A 17,530-nucleotide genomic window follows, 5' to 3' on the forward strand; every position below is an offset into this window, starting at 1 on the left:
CCGTTGAAATCTATATGGCGTGGAAACAGAACCGGTGCAATCCGCGTAGGTTCCCGCTGCGACATTACGTTTCGGCAAGCATTACGTTTCAGCAATATGACTACGGTATCTCGTACACCACGAGCTTGTCGGCAATGCCGCGCAGTGCCGCTTCCTTCTGGATCGGCTTGATCGCGGCGCGATCGAGGATGCCCGCGACTTCAGCCGATTCCATCACCGGCTGGGTCAAGTGGATTTCCTGTGAGGTCGACAGGCTCTGCACCCTGGCTGCGATATTCACGGTCTGGCCAAAATAATCCTGCCGCTCGTTCAGCGTCACCGCGAGGCACGGCCCCTCATGGATGCCGATCTTGACGATCAGATCTTCCTTGCCGCGCTCGGTGTTGAGCTGCTTCATCGCCGCCCGCATGCGCAGGCCCGCCGACAATGCATGCTCTGGCCGGATGAAGGTCGCCATCACGGCATCGCCGATCGTCTTCACGACGGCGCCGTGCTCGGAAGCGATGATCTCGAGCAGCGCGTGGAAATGCGCGCGCACCAGATCGAATGCGGCGAGATCGCCGACCCGTTCATAGAGCGCGGTCGAGCCTTTGAGATCGGTGAACAGGAAGGTGAGCGCGGTGATCTTCAGCCGCTGGTCGACGGTGAGATTGTCGGCCTTGAACACGTCGCGGAAGGTCTGGTTCGACAGCATCCGCTTCGCGGTGAGGATCGGCTTGCGCTTGCCGAGCAGCTCATGCAGCGCATCGGCCGCGACCCACACCGCGGGCAGCACGCGGGTGTCGGTCTGGTTGTCCAGCGACAGCCGGAGCGGCCCCGGCCGCAGCACCGTGGTGCCGGTCGGCGCCTGCAGCTTGTTGAACACGATCGAGAACTGCTGGCGCTCGGTGGTCGGTTCGCCCTGCACGTCGAAGAAATGCGCCGAGTGCGTCACCGGCTCGAACACGATCAGGAACTGCTTCGGCAATTGCAGCGATAGCAGCGCCTTCTCGCCGGCCGGCAACTCCAGCGATTCCAGCGTGACCTCCTTGAGCAGGCGCTCCAGCGAGTCTTCGTTGAGCTCGATGCCCGAGCTCCAGAACATCTGGCGGACATATTCCCAGATCGGCAGCGTATTCGGATCATGCGCGCCGATGCGGCGCACGCGCGGGCTGACAGTGAACGCGACCTCGACCAGATCGTCGACGGACGCTTCGTATCCGGCCGCGCACAGCGCGCAATTGTAGTCGTCGTGGCGCAACGACTTCAGCGTCGAATGCGCATCGAGCACGCCGCCGCAGCCCGGGCACAGCACATTCCAGCTCATGTCGAACAGGCCGAGCCGCGACGCATGCAGGAAGCCGGAGATCACCTTCTCCTGGTCGAGCCCGGTCCGGTTCGAGAAATCCAGCAGATTGATGCGATTGAGATCCCGGTCATGACCGTCCGCGATCAGCTGCTGCATGGCATCGACGACGGCCGGATCGGTCGTCTGCCTGAGGACTGCGAAATGGGCCTGCGTATCGCTCATGGTGGGCCCCTAGATGAGCATTGGGACACCGCCGTGCAAGGTCAGCGCGGCTTGATCGTAAACACCGGCGAGCGGTTCGGCTGTGTCGTCACCACGCCGATCGGCAGCACCGGATCCTTGTCCGCCAGCGCGACGCGGAATGCGCCGACAATCTTCGCAAGCGCGAGCGTCGCCTCGACCAGCGCGAAATGCGCGCCGATGCAGACCCGCGCGCCGACTCCGAACGGCAGGTAGGCGAACCGATCGGGCGGCGTTCCCGTCATGAAACGCGCCGGCACGAACGCGTTCGGATCGCGCCACAGCTTCTCATGCCGGTGCAACAACCACGGCGCAATCAGGATTACGTCACCCTTCCTGACCGGACGGCCCGCGATGGTATCGGGACCGCCTGCCGCACGCGCGATCAGGAACGCCGGCGGATAAAGCCGCATGGTTTCGTCGATCACCGCGCGGGTGAATTTCAGCCGCTCGATGTCGAGCGCGCCAGACGTCGCCGCGCTCCTGACTTCTGCCGCCAGCTGTTCCTGCGTCAAGGGATCGAGTGCCAGCAGATAGAGCGCCCAGAACAGCGCGGTCGCAGTCGTCTCGTGGCCGGCCAGGATCATGGTGGCGACCTGGTCGCCGAGTTGGGCATCGGTGAAGGCCTCGCCGGTTTCAGGATCGCGCGCGGCGCCCATCAGGTCGAACAGGTCGCGGGCCGGCGCGTTGTCATCCTTTCCGGCCGCACGTCGCTCGGCCATCAGCATGCCGACGAACGCGGTCCAGCGCTTGCGGAAGCGGGCGCGCCGGAAATCCTGCGGCGTCGGCCAGTTCAATGGCAGCACCAGATCGAGCATATGCGGCCGCGCCAGCGTGTCGCCATACTCCATCACGAAGTCGCGCAGCGCGGCGCCGTGGCGATCCATGCCGAACGAGAACATGGTGCGGCCGGCGATCTCCAGCGTCATCCGCTGCATCGCCTCGCGCAGATCGACCGGGCCGCCACTCGCGGACTTCAGCTTGGCGATGGTCTCGTCGACCGCCGCAATCATGTAAGGCACCAGCGTCGTCACCGCGCGCGGCGTGAACGCCGGCGCCAGCGTGCGGCGCTGATGCTTCCACGCACGCCCTTCGGCGATCAACAGCCCCTCGCCCAGCATCGGACGCAGCACGCGAAGGCCGGCCGGCGTGCGGGTGTAGTTCTCGTAATTGTCGACCAGCACATGGCGGATCGCATCGGGCGTGTTGAGGATGAAGCTCGAATGGTTGAGAAAGCGGCCCTGGACGATGTCGTCCTCATAGGCGCGCTGGCCCCAGGTCTCGATCGGCGAGTTGCGCATCACCCGCATGCGCGCGAACGCGCCCATGTCGTCCGGCGCGCGCGGCGGCGCCGGCGGGACCAGGGGACGCCGCGTGACCGTGATATCGTAGACTTCGGCTATGCTCATGGTCCTCGCTTCCTGCCTCACGCGACGGCCGATCCGGCCATGCGATCCCGGCGCCAAGAAGGCGCGCGGACCCTCCACCAGACCTAATAAGTCAGCTCGGCGACCGCAATCCGATTCTCCGACGCCGGCCAGGCCCGCATCATAATGCGTTCCCCGTTGAAGATCGCGGCGACCGGACGGCCGACATCGTCCGCGGCGAGCCGCAACGTCGTCACCGAATCCGTCGGCACGCCGGGTTTTACATCGGCCGGCTCCTTGCCGTCGAACAGCACGATATCGCGCGGCAGGCCGAAATAGCCGCGCGGCCGCGACATCAGCACGACCGCACCTGCGCCGGCATCGGCCGGCCCCAGCGGCCGCGCCGCGCGCAGATGCACGATCTCGGACGAGCGCGGAAACGGTGAGCGATAGATGTGCGTCGTCGCCGTACCAGCTGACGTCAGCACGAATTCGAGCGGCCACGACGGGTCGACCTGCGCCGGACCCCAGCGGCCGTCGGCGCCGGTCTGCGAGCTGTGCAGCGGGCCGCCGATGCGCTCGCCGGTCTCCGCCGCGACGTGATAGATGTCGACCGTGGCGCCCGGCACCGGCCGGTTGGTCGGCACGCCGCCCGGCGTACCCGTGACGAGGCCGCTCAGCCTCACCGCCGCTTCTGGTACGATCCCGATCCGCGACGGCTCATGCCGTGCGATGAATTTGTAGATCTCGCGAAAGGCGCGCGGATGAAAGGCGGTCTCGCGATGATCGAGCGCGCCGAGCACCAGATTGGTCGCGCCTTTCAGCGCCGGGCCTTCCGTCGTGACGTTGGTCGGCGTGCCCGGCTTGCCGGCGAAGCGGCCGTCGGCTTGCGCATATTTGTCGAGGCCGTCGCTGCGCAGCGTCAGGAAGGCGGTGCCAACAGTGACTTCGCTGTCGCCATCGTTCAGCCCGCGCAGGAACGGACCACGACCGTTGAACTCGTTGCCGAGCCCGTCGTCCCACGCATACACACCGTGATTGGGCGTGCCGCACAGCACCGCGTGGCTGACGTCGCCGCCGCCACCATTCTTGATGGTGTTGCGGATCGCATTGCCGCCGCGCGAACTGCCGACCAGCGCGACCCGCGGCGCGCCGGTCTTCTGCTTCAGCTCCCTGATCGCCTCGGCGAGCTCGCGGCGCTGGTCCTCGGTCGAGGAGCGGCTGGCCTGCTCGATCTTGTCGTCACTGCGCGCCAGCGGATCGGTGAAATTGATCGCCGCCATGCGTTCGCGCGGCACGCCGTTCGATTCCATCCGCCAGAACGTCGTCATCCAGAGCGGGGCGTGATCGCCATTGCCATGCACGAACAGGATCGGCGGGGTATCACCGGCGGGCACCGGCTGCGCCGAGGCCGACTGAGCCGAGGCCGCGGCGCCGAGGCGGCCGGCCAGCAGGGACAGGGCGCCGGCCCCTTGCAAAATTCTCCGCCGCGACAGCGCCATTGCCCCTCCCCCGACCTTCCCTTGACCTTCCCTTGGCCTTCCTCAGGTCTTTCAGTGCTTTAGCTGTGTCCTATCCCCGCCAAGGGTGCCGTAATCGCTGGACAGGACCCGCGTTTCGCGGGCATCAGATGGTGCAGCCGGAATCGTCCAACAAGCCATAGCAGGCCAACCGGAACTGGATATGACCGAACCGCGTGATCGCTCCGACAGTATCACTGCACCGTTGCGGCATTCAATCTTCAGGCGAATCTGGCTCGCGAGCCTGCTCTCCAATCTCGGTATCCTGATCCAGGGCGTCGGCGCCGCCTGGGCGATGACGCAGATGACCTCGGAGGCCGACAAGGTCGCGCTGGTGCAGACCGCCTTGATGTTGCCGGTGATGCTGATCTCGATGCCGGCCGGAGCCATCGCCGACATGCACGACCGCCGCATCGTCGCGCTGGTGTCGCTGGCGATTGCGCTGACCGGCGCCACCACCCTGACCGTGCTGGCCTGGCTCAATCTGGTAACGCCGAACATCCTGCTCGCGCTGTGCTTCGTCGTCGGCAGCGGCATGGCGCTGTTCGGCCCGGCCTGGCAATCCTCCGTCAGCGAGCAGGTGCCGCCGGAGACGCTGCCCGCCGCGGTCGCGCTGAACGGCATCAGCTACAACATCGCGCGCAGCTTTGGTCCGGCGATCGGCGGCATCGTGGTGGCGTCCGCGGGCGCCGTCGCCGCCTTCGCCGCCAATGCCGTGTTGTATCTGCCGCTGCTCGTCGTGCTGTTCCTGTGGAATCGCGTCAGCGAGCCGTCGCGGTTGCCGCGCGAGCGGCTGAACCGCGCCATCGTCTCCGGCGTGCGCTACATCACCAATTCGCCGTCGATCAAGATCGTGCTGACCCGCACCATGGTGACCGGGATCATCGGCGGATCGGTCTCGGCACTGATGCCGCTGGTGGCGCGCGACCTCCTGCATGGCGGCGCGCAGACCTACGGCATCATGCTCGGCGCCTTCGGCATGGGCGCGGTGATCGGCGCGCTCAACATCAGCGAGATCCGCAGCCGGCTCAGCGGCGAAGCTGCGATACGCGTCTGTGCGTTGACAATGGGCGCGGCGATCGCCGCGGTTGCCGTGAGCAAGCAGCCGGTGATCACCGCCGCCGCGCTGGTGGTTGCCGGAGCGGTGTGGATGCTGGCGATCGCGCTGTTCAATATCGGCGTGCAGCTCTCCGCGCCGCGCTGGGTCGCGGGCCGTTCGCTGGCGGCCTTCCAGGCCGCGATCGCCGGCGGCATCGCGATCGGCAGCTGGTGCTGGGGCCGCATCACGGACGCGGGCGGCGTCGAGATGGCGCTATTAATCTCCGCTGGTCTGATGCTGCTGTCGCCGCTGCTCGGCATCTGGCTCAGGATGCCGCCGATCGGCGCGCGCAACGAGGACGCGACGGATGCGCTGGCCGATCCCGAGGTGCGGCTGCAACTGAGCGGGCGCAGCGGGCCGCTGGTGGTCGAGATCGAATACCGGGTGGCGCAGGACAATGCCCGCGCCTTCCACAATGTGATGCAGGACGTGCAGCTCAGCCGCCAGCGCAACGGCGCCTATGGCTGGTCGATCGCACGCGACATCGCCGATCCCGAATTGTGGACCGAGCGCTATCATTGCCCGACCTGGCTCGATTTCCTGCGCCAGCGCAACCGCGCCACGCAGATCGAGCGCGAACTGCATCAGAAGGCGGCCGACTTCCACATCGGCGCCGAGCCGATTCGCGTGCGCCGGATGCTGGAGCGTCCGTTCGGATCGGTGCGCTGGAAGGACGAGACCCCCGACCGCGCCGCCAAGGAGGTGATCCCGGTGGTCGCGACCGCAGCGGGGAGCAGCACCTAGTCTCTCTATTGTCATTCCGGGGCGCGCGAATAGCGCGAACCCGGAATCTGGAGATTATTAGCTCGAGATTCCGGGTTCATCGCTCCGCGATGCCCCGGAATGACAGCTGATGGGTCTACTGCCCGTGATCGGCGAGCGTCTGCTGGCAGGCCTTGCTGAGGCGGCTGCGATGCTCCTTCAAACACGCCAGCACGACCTGATCGCCCTCGCTGAGATGGGCGCGGCAGAACCGCGAGGCATCGCGTGAGCAGGCATCGCGCCCCTGCTGCTGCGCCGAGGCGGCCGACGTCAACAGAACCAGCGGAACGACGGCAAACAGCAATCGGGTCATCTCTCAAAGCCTCTCAAGCGTTTTCGCGCGAAGTGGTGCCGGTTCGTGTGAAGAAAACGCGTCAAATAAGGAATCCGGAGCCCCGTTCCGATTTCATCGGAGCGGAAACGGCTCCAGGGAATGCGACGCCGATTCTATAGCGTTTCCTTGCAGCGAAGAAGCTTGAAACCGACTGTGATGGCCATCACGCATGGTAACGCCCGCTTTTTCTTGTCCTTCCGGCGCCTTGTTGGGATCGCGTTAAGACCTTGTTGGCATTAATCGCTCGTTACGGCTGTGGCGTATCCTTAAGTTCCGAGAGAGTGTGTAGCGATGCGTAGTGCGTTGGGCCTGATGCTGGCCAGTGTTGTAACGGCGATCGTGATCGCCGGCGTGTGGTTCTGGACCTCCTCGCCGCGTGCCGACGCGGCTCCTCCGCAAACCACGGCTGCGGCCAAGGCCGATCCGCTGCCTGCGGCGGCAAAACAGGCCGCCAGGGACGATGTCGAGACGACCGCCGCGCTGTCGAAGCGCGCCGATGCCACCCAGGCCGCGGCACCGACCGCCGCTCCGGCGCCGGTGCCGGCCCCCGTCGCGGCCGCGCCCAAATGCGCCAACCCCGATGCGCTCGGCATCAGCCGCACCGTGGTGGTCGACACCAATGGCGGCCCGGGCTTCGGTTTCCTGCAGTACAAGCAGTATGACTTCCTGACCGACAAGGAGGTCGTGCTGACCTTCGACGACGGTCCGTGGCCGACCACGCCGGCCGTGCTCAAGGCGCTGGCCGATGAATGCACCAAGGCGGTGTTCTTCCCGATCGGCCTGCACACCACCTATCACCCGGACATCCTGCGCCAGGTCGCCGCCGCCGGCCACACCATCGGCGCCCATACCTGGTCGCATGCGCATCTGGCGGGCAAGAAGATCACTGAGCAGCAGGCCAAGGACGAGATCGAGAAGGGTTTCAGCGCGGTAAAGCTGGCGCTGGGTGCCAACCCAGCCCCGTTCTTCCGCTTCCCGGCGCTGGCGCACACCCCGGCGACAACCGCCTATCTCGGCACCCGCAACATCGCGATGTTCTCGGTCGACGTCGACTCCAACGACTTCAAGTCCAAGAGCGCGGACGAGGTGATCAACAACGTGATGACCAAGCTCGACAAGGAGCACAAGGGCATCATCCTGATGCACGACCTGCAGAAGCACACCGCGCAGGCGCTGCCGACGCTGCTCCGCAAGCTCAAGGCCGGCGGCTACAAGGTGGTCTGGATGAAGGCCAAGACCCAGCTCGAGACGCTGCCCGAATACGACGCGATGATGGCGAAGACCGAGAAGCCGATCGCAACGGGCCGGCCGATCGGCAACGTCGTGCAGACGGTCGCCGAGTAACGCAGCGAACGCACTCTCAACACAAAGCGCCCCTGGATCGGCTCCAGGGGCGCTTTCGTTTTCTGATCGCAGCCACCTTCTCCCGGTCCGATACGATGTGAGCGACAGCCTGGAAAGGCCTGTGCGCCTTCAAGAGAGGCGCCATCACGCCCGGTGGCTACGGCTCCCACCAAAATATCGAAAACAACCCCATGCAAAGGAGCCGGCGGATGCCGGCGCTCGACAAGGCAACTTGACCCGTCGGGCAAATCAAGGGTACATTTCCAGTATTCCGAAATCATGACCGATGCGCGGTTGGCCACTGCTCGCCTGGCGTCGGGCGCTGCCGGCGCAGCAGCAGCCTTGTCCGCAGCATTGACCGAATTCGACGCCGCCGTCGGCAAGGACCCTGCCCCGCCCAACGACAGGCTTCGTTCGCAGGCCTGCGCGGACGCGGACACCAAACCATCGACGTGATCAGGATGAGTTTGCGCATTGTTGTTCTCCCGTTGGTGGCCAGGAGATTAGGCCGAGATCGCCGACAGGAACGTGAGGCTCGTCACCTCACCGAGGTAGACGCTCATTTTATGCATGTGGAGCGACCTTCCGACGCTTGCGTTGGAACGCGAAAAGTCGTTCAACCGGGCTGTTTCGAATGCCAGAGGAGCGTCGACCAGCTCGCGACAAGGCGTCGTCAAGTTGACCTAACCTTGTAAGGCGCGCCTCAATGTGACGCTGGTGCTGTTCTTTGTCAAAGTGCACCGGTAAGATAACCATGGCCCTCACTCGCGCTGAGAATGCGGTTGAGCCGATCGCATCACCGGCACGCGCTATTGCTTCTATGTCCATGTGAATGTCAGCAAGCTCATAGGCACTGATGTGCCCCGCGAGATTGTTCGCAATACTCTTCAGCGTATCCGCGCATGTCTCAGCAATATCTGGCCTGCTTACGTCCAAAGCGTTTATTCCCAGTATAGCCAACTGCGACGTAGCGTCAGACAAGTGATGCTGTTTGTGCACATTCTCCGATTTGAAGAATGCTGACACCCACGTGATGAGAGGCTTCAGATCGTCGGCGACTGTCTCAACGAAAGCCTCCGCACCAGATGGGCTTGAGACCTCGTGAAATAGCACTCGCAAAATTGCATCGAGCGAGTCCACAACCCACTTTCGGAGCAAGACGCCCTTGAAATCCAAACCTGACAGATGTCGATAATGATCACGAACGATTTCCGCGACATCGGACAGCTCTGAAAATGGGTCTTCCCATTTGCGGTCAGGATCAAGCTTGGCTTTCATAGCGACCATTTGCACCAGCATGGGAATGCTGGCTTCGAAGCCGAGGTTGTAAGCTGGAAATGTCTGAAGAGAACGTTGGCCGGAGGCATCGGCCGCAATTTCTGCGGGAACGAGCTGAAGTAAGCGTTGAAGAATCGATTCGAGCGTAGTCGTATCGAGATTCTCCGATTCAATATCCAACGCCAAAGAGCGAAGGATTGCCTCGACTGAGCGAAAGACATTCAACCCGTTAGACTTGACGTAGCCATCCACGGCAATAGCGAATAGCGTCTCATTCACTTTCTCAGATAGTCCGCCGGTGTCCGTATCAAGCCTCCGATTTCGCAATATCGTTTCGAGCACCGTGATCGCATGAAGAACGGCGTCCGGCATGTTCGCGGCTAAAACCGTTCTGACGGAACGATCAAAGTAAAAAGCCGCAATGAAGGCGAGGGGTGCAAACTTGTCACCGTGCTCGCGTTCGGTCACCATGCCCATCGCGTGCAAAGTCATTCGACCCAACACCCCGACGGCATGTCGCACGATCCGTTCATTCTTCGACGAGATCGCGTCTTCAATGATGTGGTGAATGCTTTCGCAGGTAGGACTAAGGACGTCCGAAATGTCGCTTTGCGGTCCAGCGAATACAAACTGGGGATCGATGTGAAGAGTAAGCCCCTTCCTGCGCAATTCAGCATAGTCCGTGGCTAATGTTTCGAGCGCATTTAGTGTCTCAATGGTCGCATTTGAGTCGCGACGGGCGATAAAGCGATGTGCAAACTCTTGCAGTTGAGAGGAAGCATTCTGCAGATGCACAGGCAATCGACTGCTGACGATTGACCGGGCGTACACTATTCGATCTGCAGGACTCGTTGCTCCCGTCGCGGCAACTTGAATCGCAACTGTTTTGTCTGCCAACAAGCCGATGGAGCGACTTAAGGCTAGGCTCTCTTTGACGATCCGACGAATAGCAGACTCAGGTGCAAGTAACTCTAGAGTTGATACATAGAACCGGCGCAAAGCATCAAAAGACAGTCCGATGAGTAAAAATTGAATGCACAGAGAAGTCTTCGGATCGAGCGATGCTAACCAACGTGTGCCGAGCAAGAGAGAAAGAATCGTCGTGGCGACGAGAATAAGAAAAACGCTTAGGAGTGCGCGATCTTTCGCGAGGAGCTTCAGAACAACTATTGAGAAAAGCTCAGCCGCCCGCTGCGCCGGTATTATGGAAAGCGATAGAACGAGGGCTAGCGCCGCGCCAATTATTTGAGCTGCGGCAAGGTGCGTCTCACTAGCCTTAATGTCAGCACCATCGGCGAACGCCATGAACACAACTGCGACGACGGCAGAGAATAGCGTCGCCGCGATTCCGGTAATCCTCGCTAGTGCCTTCTCTTTGGAATGCCTAGTTAGAAGCTCTACTTTTAATGTAGTACTGATTAGTTGCGCATGCACCCTTCTTCGAAAGGAATTTTGCTGTCTCATCCAACGCTGCCAACGACCGTAGGCAACTGCGCTAAAGGGCAGTGGAGGCGGTGTCGCAACGGTCCCTTTTGGAACTGATGAGGCTTGCGGCTCTGGTTTTGGCCGCAATGGTTTTCCGTGATCGAGATGTGGAAATATCTTGTGCATTGCGATTTTCTAGACCGGAGGCAACGCACCAATATAGACGGAGAATGGCCAACTACAACTAACCGTTGATTTTTCAATCTCGAATGCCCGGTGATCGCCCGCTGCAACAACGTCACCACCTCGGCGGTATCATGGACAGGGCAATCTGCGTCATCTTCGCCTTGCAGCAATCTTGATTTGAATCAACGGCGGCTTTCCAATGTGTCGTACGGTAGGATTGCAGGTTTCTGTTTTTTGTCTGAGTCGCATTGCGTGCCAGAATATTCCCAGCACAGCGCGGCCATCATGAAGACCTTCGATATCACGTATCGCTATAGCAGCGACGATGTCGCGATCAGGCCCACCCCGCCGGACAGTCATGCGGCCTTGCTGCGTCTGGAGCAGGGTAACAAAAGCTTCGCCACGCTCCTTGACCACGATGAGGAGACGAGCGCGGTACAGCAGATCATCCCGGTCGATCTGCGTGACCTGGGCCTCCTGGCTGACAGCGCCGTACCGAAACAAAGACCATTTGCAGCCGTGCTCGGCTGCTCCGACGCCCGTGTACCCGTTGAACTGATTTTCAATGAAGGGCCCAATGATCTGTTCGTGGTCCGCGTCGCGGGCAACGGCCTCGGAATAGAGGTGCTTGGAAGCCTCAAATACGCAGTCGAGAACCTCGGCGGCAGCCTCAAGCTCATCGTCGTGCTCGGCCACAGCGGATGCGGCGCGCTCACGACAGCCGTCGACGTATTCCTGAATCCGCGCGAATACCTGCCGCTCGCGACCAAGCGTTCGCTCCGCAGCATTCTCGACGGCGCGCTGGTCGTGGTGCAGACTTCCGAGAGAAAGCTGGTCGCCGCGTTCGGGCCAACTGTCGTGCACCGCCCTGGATATCGTTGTCACCAACGCCGCGCTGGCGGCTTACTCGATCCAGGAAGAACTGAGGACCAACGCCTACACCGGGATCGAAGCGGTTTACGGCGTCTATCTTCTGGAGAGCCGCGCGATATGGGCTCCCCGATCCGGTGATGTCGACGGGAGCGGGCTGGCGGCGGCACCTCGAGATCTTGCAGCGTTCGTCGATCTCGGCGACGCCATTGTGCAGTCGCAGCGCATTGAATCGCTTGTCAACGCGAAGGAATGAGCGGCGGCGTCTTCCCCCCGGTCCGAACTGGATCAAGCCCTTGCCGGGAGACGAGCCACGTCCGGCTTACGACCTTGTGAGATGCATCACGCCGTCAGGACAGCAACTGCCGACGGGTTGGCGTGGTCCAGTCGGATTGTTGGAACCTGGTCCTATCGGTGGGCCCGTATCGCTGTAGTTTTTGCGCCTTGTGACAGGGTCTCGGCGCAACGCCGCGCTCGTACACGCCAGCATCCACAGCACCAGCCTGTGTGCCGCGCCTTCGACGATGATCCGGGAATAGATTCCTCGGTCTGGCCCTCTCTTGCACGATGCCCGAACCCTGGAGAGCTCCGTGAGTGCATTCGAACAAGGCCGCGTACAGTCGGGCGACGATGGCTTGGCGAATACGGTCGCCGAAAAGCTGCGTTGGATGATCCCGGCGGCTGGAGCGATGGCCTATCCGTTCCTGCTTGATGCATTTCATCTCGCGGTCTCTCCCGCTGCTGGTCCGATGTCGTTTGGGCGACTGGTCCTGGCAGCGCTTTGCCTGTTGGCCGCGACCGCCGCGCCGTTGCCGGGTCTTGCCTGCGCGTACCGGATGACCATGGCCGAGCCCTCGTCGTTCGAGCTGCGCGCCCGGCGGCTCGCCTATGTCAGCATCGCTGCGCCGCCCTTGTTCGTGCTGACCGGCGTCGGTCTCGGCCTGCTGCACATCCCCGTCAGCGACGAGCTTGTCTGGGTCGCAGGCTGGGCGGCCGCGTGCCTGTATGTGCTGCTCGGCAGCGAGCAAGAGCGCCCGGCAGGATCAGCCGCGATTGCGCCATCCATCGCCAAATGGCGCGTGACGCACGGCGTCGCCGCAGCGATCATCCTGCTCTACGTCGCGTTTCACCTCACCAATCATCTGCTGGGTTGGCTCGGACCCGAGGTTCATGCCGCCGTGATGAAGACGGGGCGCACAGTCTATCGATCATCCCTCGTCGAACCCATCCTCGTCGGCCTGATGCTGTTCCAGGTCGCCGTCGGGATGCGGCTCGCCTGGCGCTGGAGCGCGCTGCCGGCGGATGCCTACCGCGTGTTTCAGATCGGCTCCGGCATTTATCTCGCGGCGTTCATCCTCACCCATCTGAACTCCGCATTGGTCTCGGCGCGGGCCGTGCACCACATCGACACCAATTGGGCCTGGGCGTCGGGCGCACCGACCGGCCTGATCCACGACGCCTGGAGCATTCGCCTAGTGCCGCAATACGCACTCGGCGTGTTCTTCGTGCTCGCCCATCTCGCATCGGGATTGCGCGGCGTCCTGATCGCGCACGGCGTGGCCACGACGGTCGCCAACCGGATCTGGGTAACCGGCCTCGCCGCCGGCGGCCTGGTCGCGATTGCAATCATGAGCGGACTGTGTGGGGCGCGGATCTAGGGATGTTCTGAAAACTGCTGCCGCAAGAGGGAAATGAACAGCACCAGATTTCTATAACGCGTCATTGTAAGACAGTGTCAGACAGCTGAACTTGCTGCCTTTGTGTTACGGCGGCAACGGCGGCGGTCCGGGCCCGGAAGTGGACAATGACACTTTCGATGTCAACAACGTGTGCGGCGTACAGGTTGTGCAGAACTGGACGCCAAGCTTAGACGTCGTTCAAACTCAGCGGCGCCGGCTTCACGTCATTCACCGACGTCCTGTAGCACTCATATCAAAGCGGCGCGTATCTTGTGATTAAGGTCGATGACGACACGGCGGTCTGGCTGCATTGGCGCAAGTGCAGCCACGGTTACGGCCGCAGATTTTAGCCTAGGTTAGAGCGACGATCTTCAAGCGCCTTCCTTCGGTCTACTGCCGCGACAGTTTCCCGATGCGCTTGGGGTCTACATGGAAATGGTGAAAAGCCGAACGGGTGGCGTGAATGATGTGACGCTCGCGATCCTTAACGACATTCGCGCGGACACTCTCGACTAGCTCCGGCCGGCGCGCGACGCCTCAACGAAGCGGCTTCCGACTTGCGGAATCGGACGGAACTGTATTAGCTTTCCTACTACCTAGGCGGGAGACAGTCCCAAAAGTCTAGACGCGCGGAATGTCGCTAGAGCGATTTTGGCGACAAGTCTCAATCTTTGAGCGAATTGATCGGCTGATCGAGCCTTAACGAGTGGTTATGAAAATTGTTGGCTTCAATTTTCACAAGGGTCGGATACGACTCGTTGTGTTGGAATGGGCGATTGACAAGCCCTCCTACGTCGGCAGGAAAGTCGTTGATATAGACTCAGAGCTTCCTCTTCCTGAACTCACCGACAGGTACATTTCTCACCTTCGTGGGTTGCTCGATGAGATTTCGGCAGATGCGGTTGCGGTGCGACTTGTCTGGGAATCGGGCAGCTTGGATGAAGCAAAGAGCCAAATCATGCCGGCCGGCCTTCTTGCTCTCGTTTGTCACGAGAAGAGCCTCCCTCTTCATCACTACACCATGCAAGCCTTGCGCTCCGGTAAGCCGTTTGGCTTAGACAAATCAAAAAAGCCAATTGAGGAAGTCGACACTTTGTTCGGCGATCATCCGCCTTATTGGGACAATTTACAGCGGGTGGCCCTTCTTGTCGCTTGGCGCGCCCTGCTGGACAGCCACAAATGAAATTAGCTGCTGGAGAGCGAGTCACCAAATATACAACAAAGAGACACCTCGGTCAGGGCGGTTTTGGTACCGTTTACGAGATGCGGGACGATCTCATCGGACGCGACTGCGCGCTGAAGTTCGTAGAGAATACTAACCCCGCGGAGTTCAAGGCGCACTATGAGGGGCAAGTGCTTCACAAGTGCAAACACGAGTACATTGTAGGGGTCAATTCCGTTGATGTTGTGCAAGCGCCCTCCGGGGAAGTCTATGCGGTCATCGATATGGAGTATTGCCCGGAGGGTTCGGTACAAGACCTGATTGAAAAGGAATTCATATCAATTCGTCGAGCGCTAAAGATAATGATCGACGTGTGTTTCGGTCTGGAGCACGCTCACCGCCAAGGGATTCTTCATCGCGACATCAAGCCAGCGAACATTATGATCGCTTGGCATCGATACAAGCTTAGTGATTTTGGGCTCGCGAAAACCAACCTTGTTGGAAGCGGGGTCGGAACGCCGGCCTACGCCGCGCCAGAGTGCTTTGACGACACGACGAACATTGCCACAGAAGTCTATTCTGCCGGAATGAGTTTGTTCCAGCTCTGCAACAACTATGACGACTTGCACGATAGGATAGCTTCGACTGACATCATTAAGTCAGGCAAAGTGATCGAGAAGGTCGGATATAGAGACTATGTTTCCAAGCGGATCAAGACAATCTGCAACAAGGCGTGCGCTACCGATCCAAATCGTCGGTACAAGAACATCGAAGAGATGCGCCAAGCGATGGAGAGGCTGCGCATTGCTCAGAATTGGGAACGACAGGCCGATTTACATTGGACCGCCAGGGTGGGCACGCAAACGCACGAAATGATCGCTGATGGTGCGGGACCAATTAAGACTACCTACTTCATAAATGGGCGAAGAAAAGTTGCGAATTGTCGAACCGTCGCGGATCTTGAGCAGGCGCGGCTCCTGCAACATCGGTGGGTAGCAGACAACACTTTCAACTGACGTCAGGCCGAAGGCCACTTCCGTCACGCTATGGCTACAAAGCCAATCGGTGGTTCAAGAATGAAGCTGACAAGACGACACCTGGAGCCCGGTGCTGCGGTCAACTACATTCAAGTCAGTCATCGTCGTACAGCTATTGAATATGCTCTAGCAGGCATTCAGCGGCTTAGGGATGTAAACGTCGAACTTCTTGGTGGCGACAACCTCTCAAGAGAGATGGAAGCCACGATGCAATCTTGGGTGACTGAAACGCTCCTCCAAGGAGCGTATCTGCGCGAATATCACTTATGGGAGAAAGACTGCAAATCCTACTTTACGAACATGGCCAAGCGGAACAACGAGTTCCTCTCTATGAAGCCTAAGCGAGGGCAGTCCTTCCCCGAACTGGTTCGGGACGTCCTCGCAGCCTTCGCTGCGATAATACCCGATAAGCTTCTTAAAGAGATTGAGCGAATGCGAGATCGCGTGAATATAATGAAGCACGAAGCGGGACTCACTATTGACCATTTTATAGACGAGGGCGACTACACGCTGGCTCTTGCCGCGCTAGAGGAATTTTGGGCAACACTCGCGAACTTCGAAGAAGTGAATTATGGGCGCTAGTGATTGAAGGCGCTTCCACACTAGTCTTTCACTAGAAAATCGCTGATGGTTGCCTACCAAGAAAATCCGATTCCTTGAGGGGGAATAAGGGCGGCCCGAAGACCGCCCCGTTGTCGTTTAACTCGCCATGGAAAGTTGCGCGAGTTGTCTGCTACCAAGATGCTTCTTCTCACGCAGCACTTCATGCACGCACCGCTGGTTCACTTTGAACACCGCAGCGATCTCATGCTGATGATAGCCGAGAGCGCTCAGATGCCAGCAAATGACGGCTTCTGCCGACTCCAGATTAGTTTTGTGCGTAATGGTAGTTACTCCGATTTCGGAGCCTAGGCTTGACTTGCGAATCACCACGTGGTGACCTCAAGGTGCCTGAGCCCGCATGGGTTGAAGGACATGAAAGCCGGGTCAGCTCTGGGGAGGGTGAGCCCGGTTTTTTCATTAGGACCCGAATCGCCGCGTCCCGAGTGCAATTTACCCGGAGCCGCAACTGATCCGCGAGTCATTCCACCACTATCCCACTTATTCACAGGGCGAGGCGAGAAACTGCGATCGCCAGAAAATATGCGCGGGAAATTCCGGCTCTGCCGCGAAGCGCTCTGGCCGAGGCGGGGTAGCTCGATTGTCTCTGTGAGGACTGGCTTGTTTGGATTGTCTTGCGTGAAGGACAAAAGGGGCCTTCTGCACATCTCGACTTGCGTACTCTGCTATCGTTCAGCGTCGCGCCTTGGCCTTGGCGTCATTCTTAGTCACGGCCGATATGAACTTCGCATCAATCGTTACGCCCGGGTTGTCGGATTTCAGCAGCGTAGTCCCGAATTGCTCCGCGGCCTCGGTCATCGTTGGCAACCCCCTTGGATTCGTACCTATCGCGTATCCAAGAGTGCTTCTGATTCGGGCGCTTAGGGCTAAGTGTGAAAAAGCTGGTGCCGCAAGAGGGACTCGAACCCCCGACCCCGTCATTACGAATGACGTGCTCTACCAACTGAGCTATTGCGGCGAACCGTTCGGCAACGGCCGGATCACGCGGCCACCTGATATCGGGCATGACCCCGATTGGCAAGGACAACGCGGTTATCGAACCACACGGCGGTTATCTAACCGCGAATTAGCTTCCCAAACGTGACAGAAATCCGCGCCAGCCGCCCACCTGGGCCTTGGGCGGGCCGATTTGTTCCGCAAATTCGTCCACCGGGCCGTCCTCGTCGACCCCGGGGTCGTCGGGAGCCCGGACGATCGGGATTACGGCCGGAATGGGCGCAGGCGCCGCCTTGGGCAGGTCGGTCCGGGAACGGAACAGGGGCTGTCTCTTATACACATCTGACGCTGCCGACGACCATGGTATAGTGTAGATCTCGGT

The 17,530-nt window shown here is 60.7% G+C and carries 14 protein-coding genes, 1 tRNA gene and 1 pseudogene; 7 read left to right on the plus strand and 9 right to left on the minus strand.

The genetic code is table 11. The features are described 5' to 3' along the window. Positions 1 to 100: 100 nt before the first annotated feature. The 3 genes from PMN64_RS09645 to PMN64_RS09655 all read right to left on the minus strand — a co-directional run bounded on the left by PMN64_RS09645 (position 101) and on the right by PMN64_RS09655 (position 4,397). A complete protein-coding gene (locus PMN64_RS09645) occupies positions 101 to 1,510 on the minus strand; it encodes an adenylate/guanylate cyclase domain-containing protein (protein WP_016847257.1) in 1,410 nt (469 codons plus the stop codon). A 41-nt stretch (positions 1,511 to 1,551) separates the two neighbouring features. Then, positions 1,552 to 2,937: a cytochrome P450 gene (locus PMN64_RS09650; protein WP_411780517.1), complete on the minus strand. Its 1,386-nt coding sequence runs from the start codon at positions 2,935 to 2,937 to the stop codon at positions 1,552 to 1,554. A gap of 83 nt (positions 2,938 to 3,020) precedes the next feature. After that, complete coding sequence (locus tag PMN64_RS09655) at positions 3,021 to 4,397, minus strand: hydrolase (RefSeq protein WP_411780518.1); 1,377 nt, start codon at positions 4,395 to 4,397, stop codon at positions 3,021 to 3,023. A gap of 181 nt (positions 4,398 to 4,578) precedes the next feature. On the opposite strand from PMN64_RS09655, the gene PMN64_RS09660 reads away from it, so the two are divergent. Continuing rightward, positions 4,579 to 6,258 carry an MFS transporter gene (locus tag PMN64_RS09660; RefSeq protein ID WP_411780519.1) on the plus strand — a complete coding sequence of 560 codons (1,680 nt, stop codon included), beginning with the start codon at positions 4,579 to 4,581 and terminating at the stop codon, positions 6,256 to 6,258. A 115-nt stretch (positions 6,259 to 6,373) separates the two neighbouring features. Here the strand turns inward: PMN64_RS09660 and PMN64_RS09665 are convergent, their stop codons facing one another. Then, complete coding sequence (locus tag PMN64_RS09665; RefSeq protein ID WP_411780520.1) at positions 6,374 to 6,589, minus strand: cysteine rich repeat-containing protein; 216 nt, start codon at positions 6,587 to 6,589, stop codon at positions 6,374 to 6,376. Positions 6,590 to 6,901: 312 nt separating this feature from the next. Between PMN64_RS09665 and PMN64_RS09670 the strand changes: the two genes are divergently transcribed. Then, entirely contained in the window at positions 6,902 to 7,954 is a 1,053-nt protein-coding gene (locus tag PMN64_RS09670; RefSeq protein WP_411780521.1) for a polysaccharide deacetylase family protein, read from the plus strand. A 564-nt stretch (positions 7,955 to 8,518) separates the two neighbouring features. Here the strand turns inward: PMN64_RS09670 and PMN64_RS09675 are convergent. Continuing rightward, a complete protein-coding gene (locus PMN64_RS09675; RefSeq protein WP_411780522.1) occupies positions 8,519 to 10,843 on the minus strand; it encodes a hypothetical protein in 2,325 nt (774 codons plus the stop codon). A 285-nt stretch (positions 10,844 to 11,128) separates the two neighbouring features. Here PMN64_RS09675 and PMN64_RS09680 point away from each other — a divergent pair, with 285 nt between their 5' ends. From PMN64_RS09680 to PMN64_RS09700, 5 genes are all read left to right on the plus strand, one after another. Beyond that, the gene (locus PMN64_RS09680; RefSeq protein ID WP_411780523.1) at positions 11,129 to 11,854 is read left to right on the plus strand and encodes a carbonic anhydrase; all 726 of its coding nucleotides are present in this window, start codon (positions 11,129 to 11,131) and stop codon (positions 11,852 to 11,854) included. Between the two features lie 449 nt (positions 11,855 to 12,303). After that, complete coding sequence (locus tag PMN64_RS09685; RefSeq protein ID WP_411780524.1) at positions 12,304 to 13,371, plus strand: hypothetical protein; 1,068 nt, start codon at positions 12,304 to 12,306, stop codon at positions 13,369 to 13,371. Positions 13,372 to 14,104: 733 nt separating this feature from the next. Next, on the plus strand, positions 14,105 to 14,575 hold the full coding sequence (locus PMN64_RS09690; protein ID WP_411780525.1) for a hypothetical protein: 471 nt from the start codon (positions 14,105 to 14,107) through the stop codon (positions 14,573 to 14,575). Continuing rightward, positions 14,572 to 15,570, plus strand: coding sequence for a serine/threonine-protein kinase (locus PMN64_RS09695; RefSeq protein WP_411780526.1), 999 nt, complete (start codon positions 14,572 to 14,574; stop codon positions 15,568 to 15,570). The genes PMN64_RS09690 and PMN64_RS09695 overlap by 4 nt, the downstream gene beginning before the upstream one ends. Before the next feature lie 60 nt (positions 15,571 to 15,630). Then, positions 15,631 to 16,173 (plus strand): hypothetical protein, encoded by a 543-nt coding sequence (locus tag PMN64_RS09700; protein WP_411780527.1) that lies wholly within the window; start codon positions 15,631 to 15,633, stop codon positions 16,171 to 16,173. Positions 16,174 to 16,290: 117 nt separating this feature from the next. On the opposite strand, the gene PMN64_RS09705 is transcribed toward PMN64_RS09700, so the two are convergent. The 4 genes and pseudogenes from PMN64_RS09705 to PMN64_RS09720 form a co-directional block, all read right to left on the minus strand. Next, positions 16,291 to 16,524: a hypothetical protein gene (locus PMN64_RS09705; protein WP_411780528.1), complete on the minus strand. Its 234-nt coding sequence runs from the start codon at positions 16,522 to 16,524 to the stop codon at positions 16,291 to 16,293. 360 nt (positions 16,525 to 16,884) lie between these two features. After that, complete coding sequence (locus tag PMN64_RS09710) at positions 16,885 to 17,010, minus strand: hypothetical protein (protein WP_411780529.1); 126 nt, start codon at positions 17,008 to 17,010, stop codon at positions 16,885 to 16,887. Between the two features lie 84 nt (positions 17,011 to 17,094). Beyond that, positions 17,095 to 17,170 (minus strand) — tRNA-Thr (locus PMN64_RS09715). 108 nt (positions 17,171 to 17,278) lie between these two features. Beyond that, positions 17,279 to 17,530: pseudogene (locus tag PMN64_RS09720) on the minus strand (hypothetical protein); the annotation flags it as partial.

Origin of the sequence: Bradyrhizobium sp. UFLA01-814, assembly GCF_046718885.1 — a bacterium.
Taxonomy (GTDB): domain Bacteria; phylum Pseudomonadota; class Alphaproteobacteria; order Rhizobiales; family Xanthobacteraceae; genus Bradyrhizobium; species Bradyrhizobium elkanii.

Excerpts from the sequence above, each read along its gene's own strand:
- PMN64_RS09645 (WP_016847257.1), bottom strand. The coding sequence starts at position 1,510 with ATGAGCGATACGCAGGCCCATTTCGCAGTCCTCAGGCAGACGACCGAT.
- PMN64_RS09650 (WP_411780517.1), bottom strand. The coding sequence starts at position 2,937 with ATGAGCATAGCCGAAGTCTACGATATCACGGTCACGCGGCGTCCCCTG.
- PMN64_RS09655 (WP_411780518.1), bottom strand. The coding sequence starts at position 4,397 with ATGGCGCTGTCGCGGCGGAGAATTTTGCAAGGGGCCGGCGCCCTGTCC.
- PMN64_RS09660 (WP_411780519.1), top strand. The coding sequence starts at position 4,579 with ATGACCGAACCGCGTGATCGCTCCGACAGTATCACTGCACCGTTGCGG.
- PMN64_RS09665 (WP_411780520.1), bottom strand. The coding sequence starts at position 6,589 with ATGACCCGATTGCTGTTTGCCGTCGTTCCGCTGGTTCTGTTGACGTCG.
- PMN64_RS09670 (WP_411780521.1), top strand. The coding sequence starts at position 6,902 with ATGCGTAGTGCGTTGGGCCTGATGCTGGCCAGTGTTGTAACGGCGATC.
- PMN64_RS09675 (WP_411780522.1), bottom strand. The coding sequence starts at position 10,843 with ATGCACAAGATATTTCCACATCTCGATCACGGAAAACCATTGCGGCCA.
- PMN64_RS09680 (WP_411780523.1), top strand. The coding sequence starts at position 11,129 with ATGAAGACCTTCGATATCACGTATCGCTATAGCAGCGACGATGTCGCG.
- PMN64_RS09690 (WP_411780525.1), top strand. The coding sequence starts at position 14,105 with ATGAAAATTGTTGGCTTCAATTTTCACAAGGGTCGGATACGACTCGTT.
- PMN64_RS09695 (WP_411780526.1), top strand. The coding sequence starts at position 14,572 with ATGAAATTAGCTGCTGGAGAGCGAGTCACCAAATATACAACAAAGAGA.
- PMN64_RS09700 (WP_411780527.1), top strand. The coding sequence starts at position 15,631 with ATGAAGCTGACAAGACGACACCTGGAGCCCGGTGCTGCGGTCAACTAC.
- PMN64_RS09710 (WP_411780529.1), bottom strand. The coding sequence starts at position 17,010 with ATGACCGAGGCCGCGGAGCAATTCGGGACTACGCTGCTGAAATCCGAC.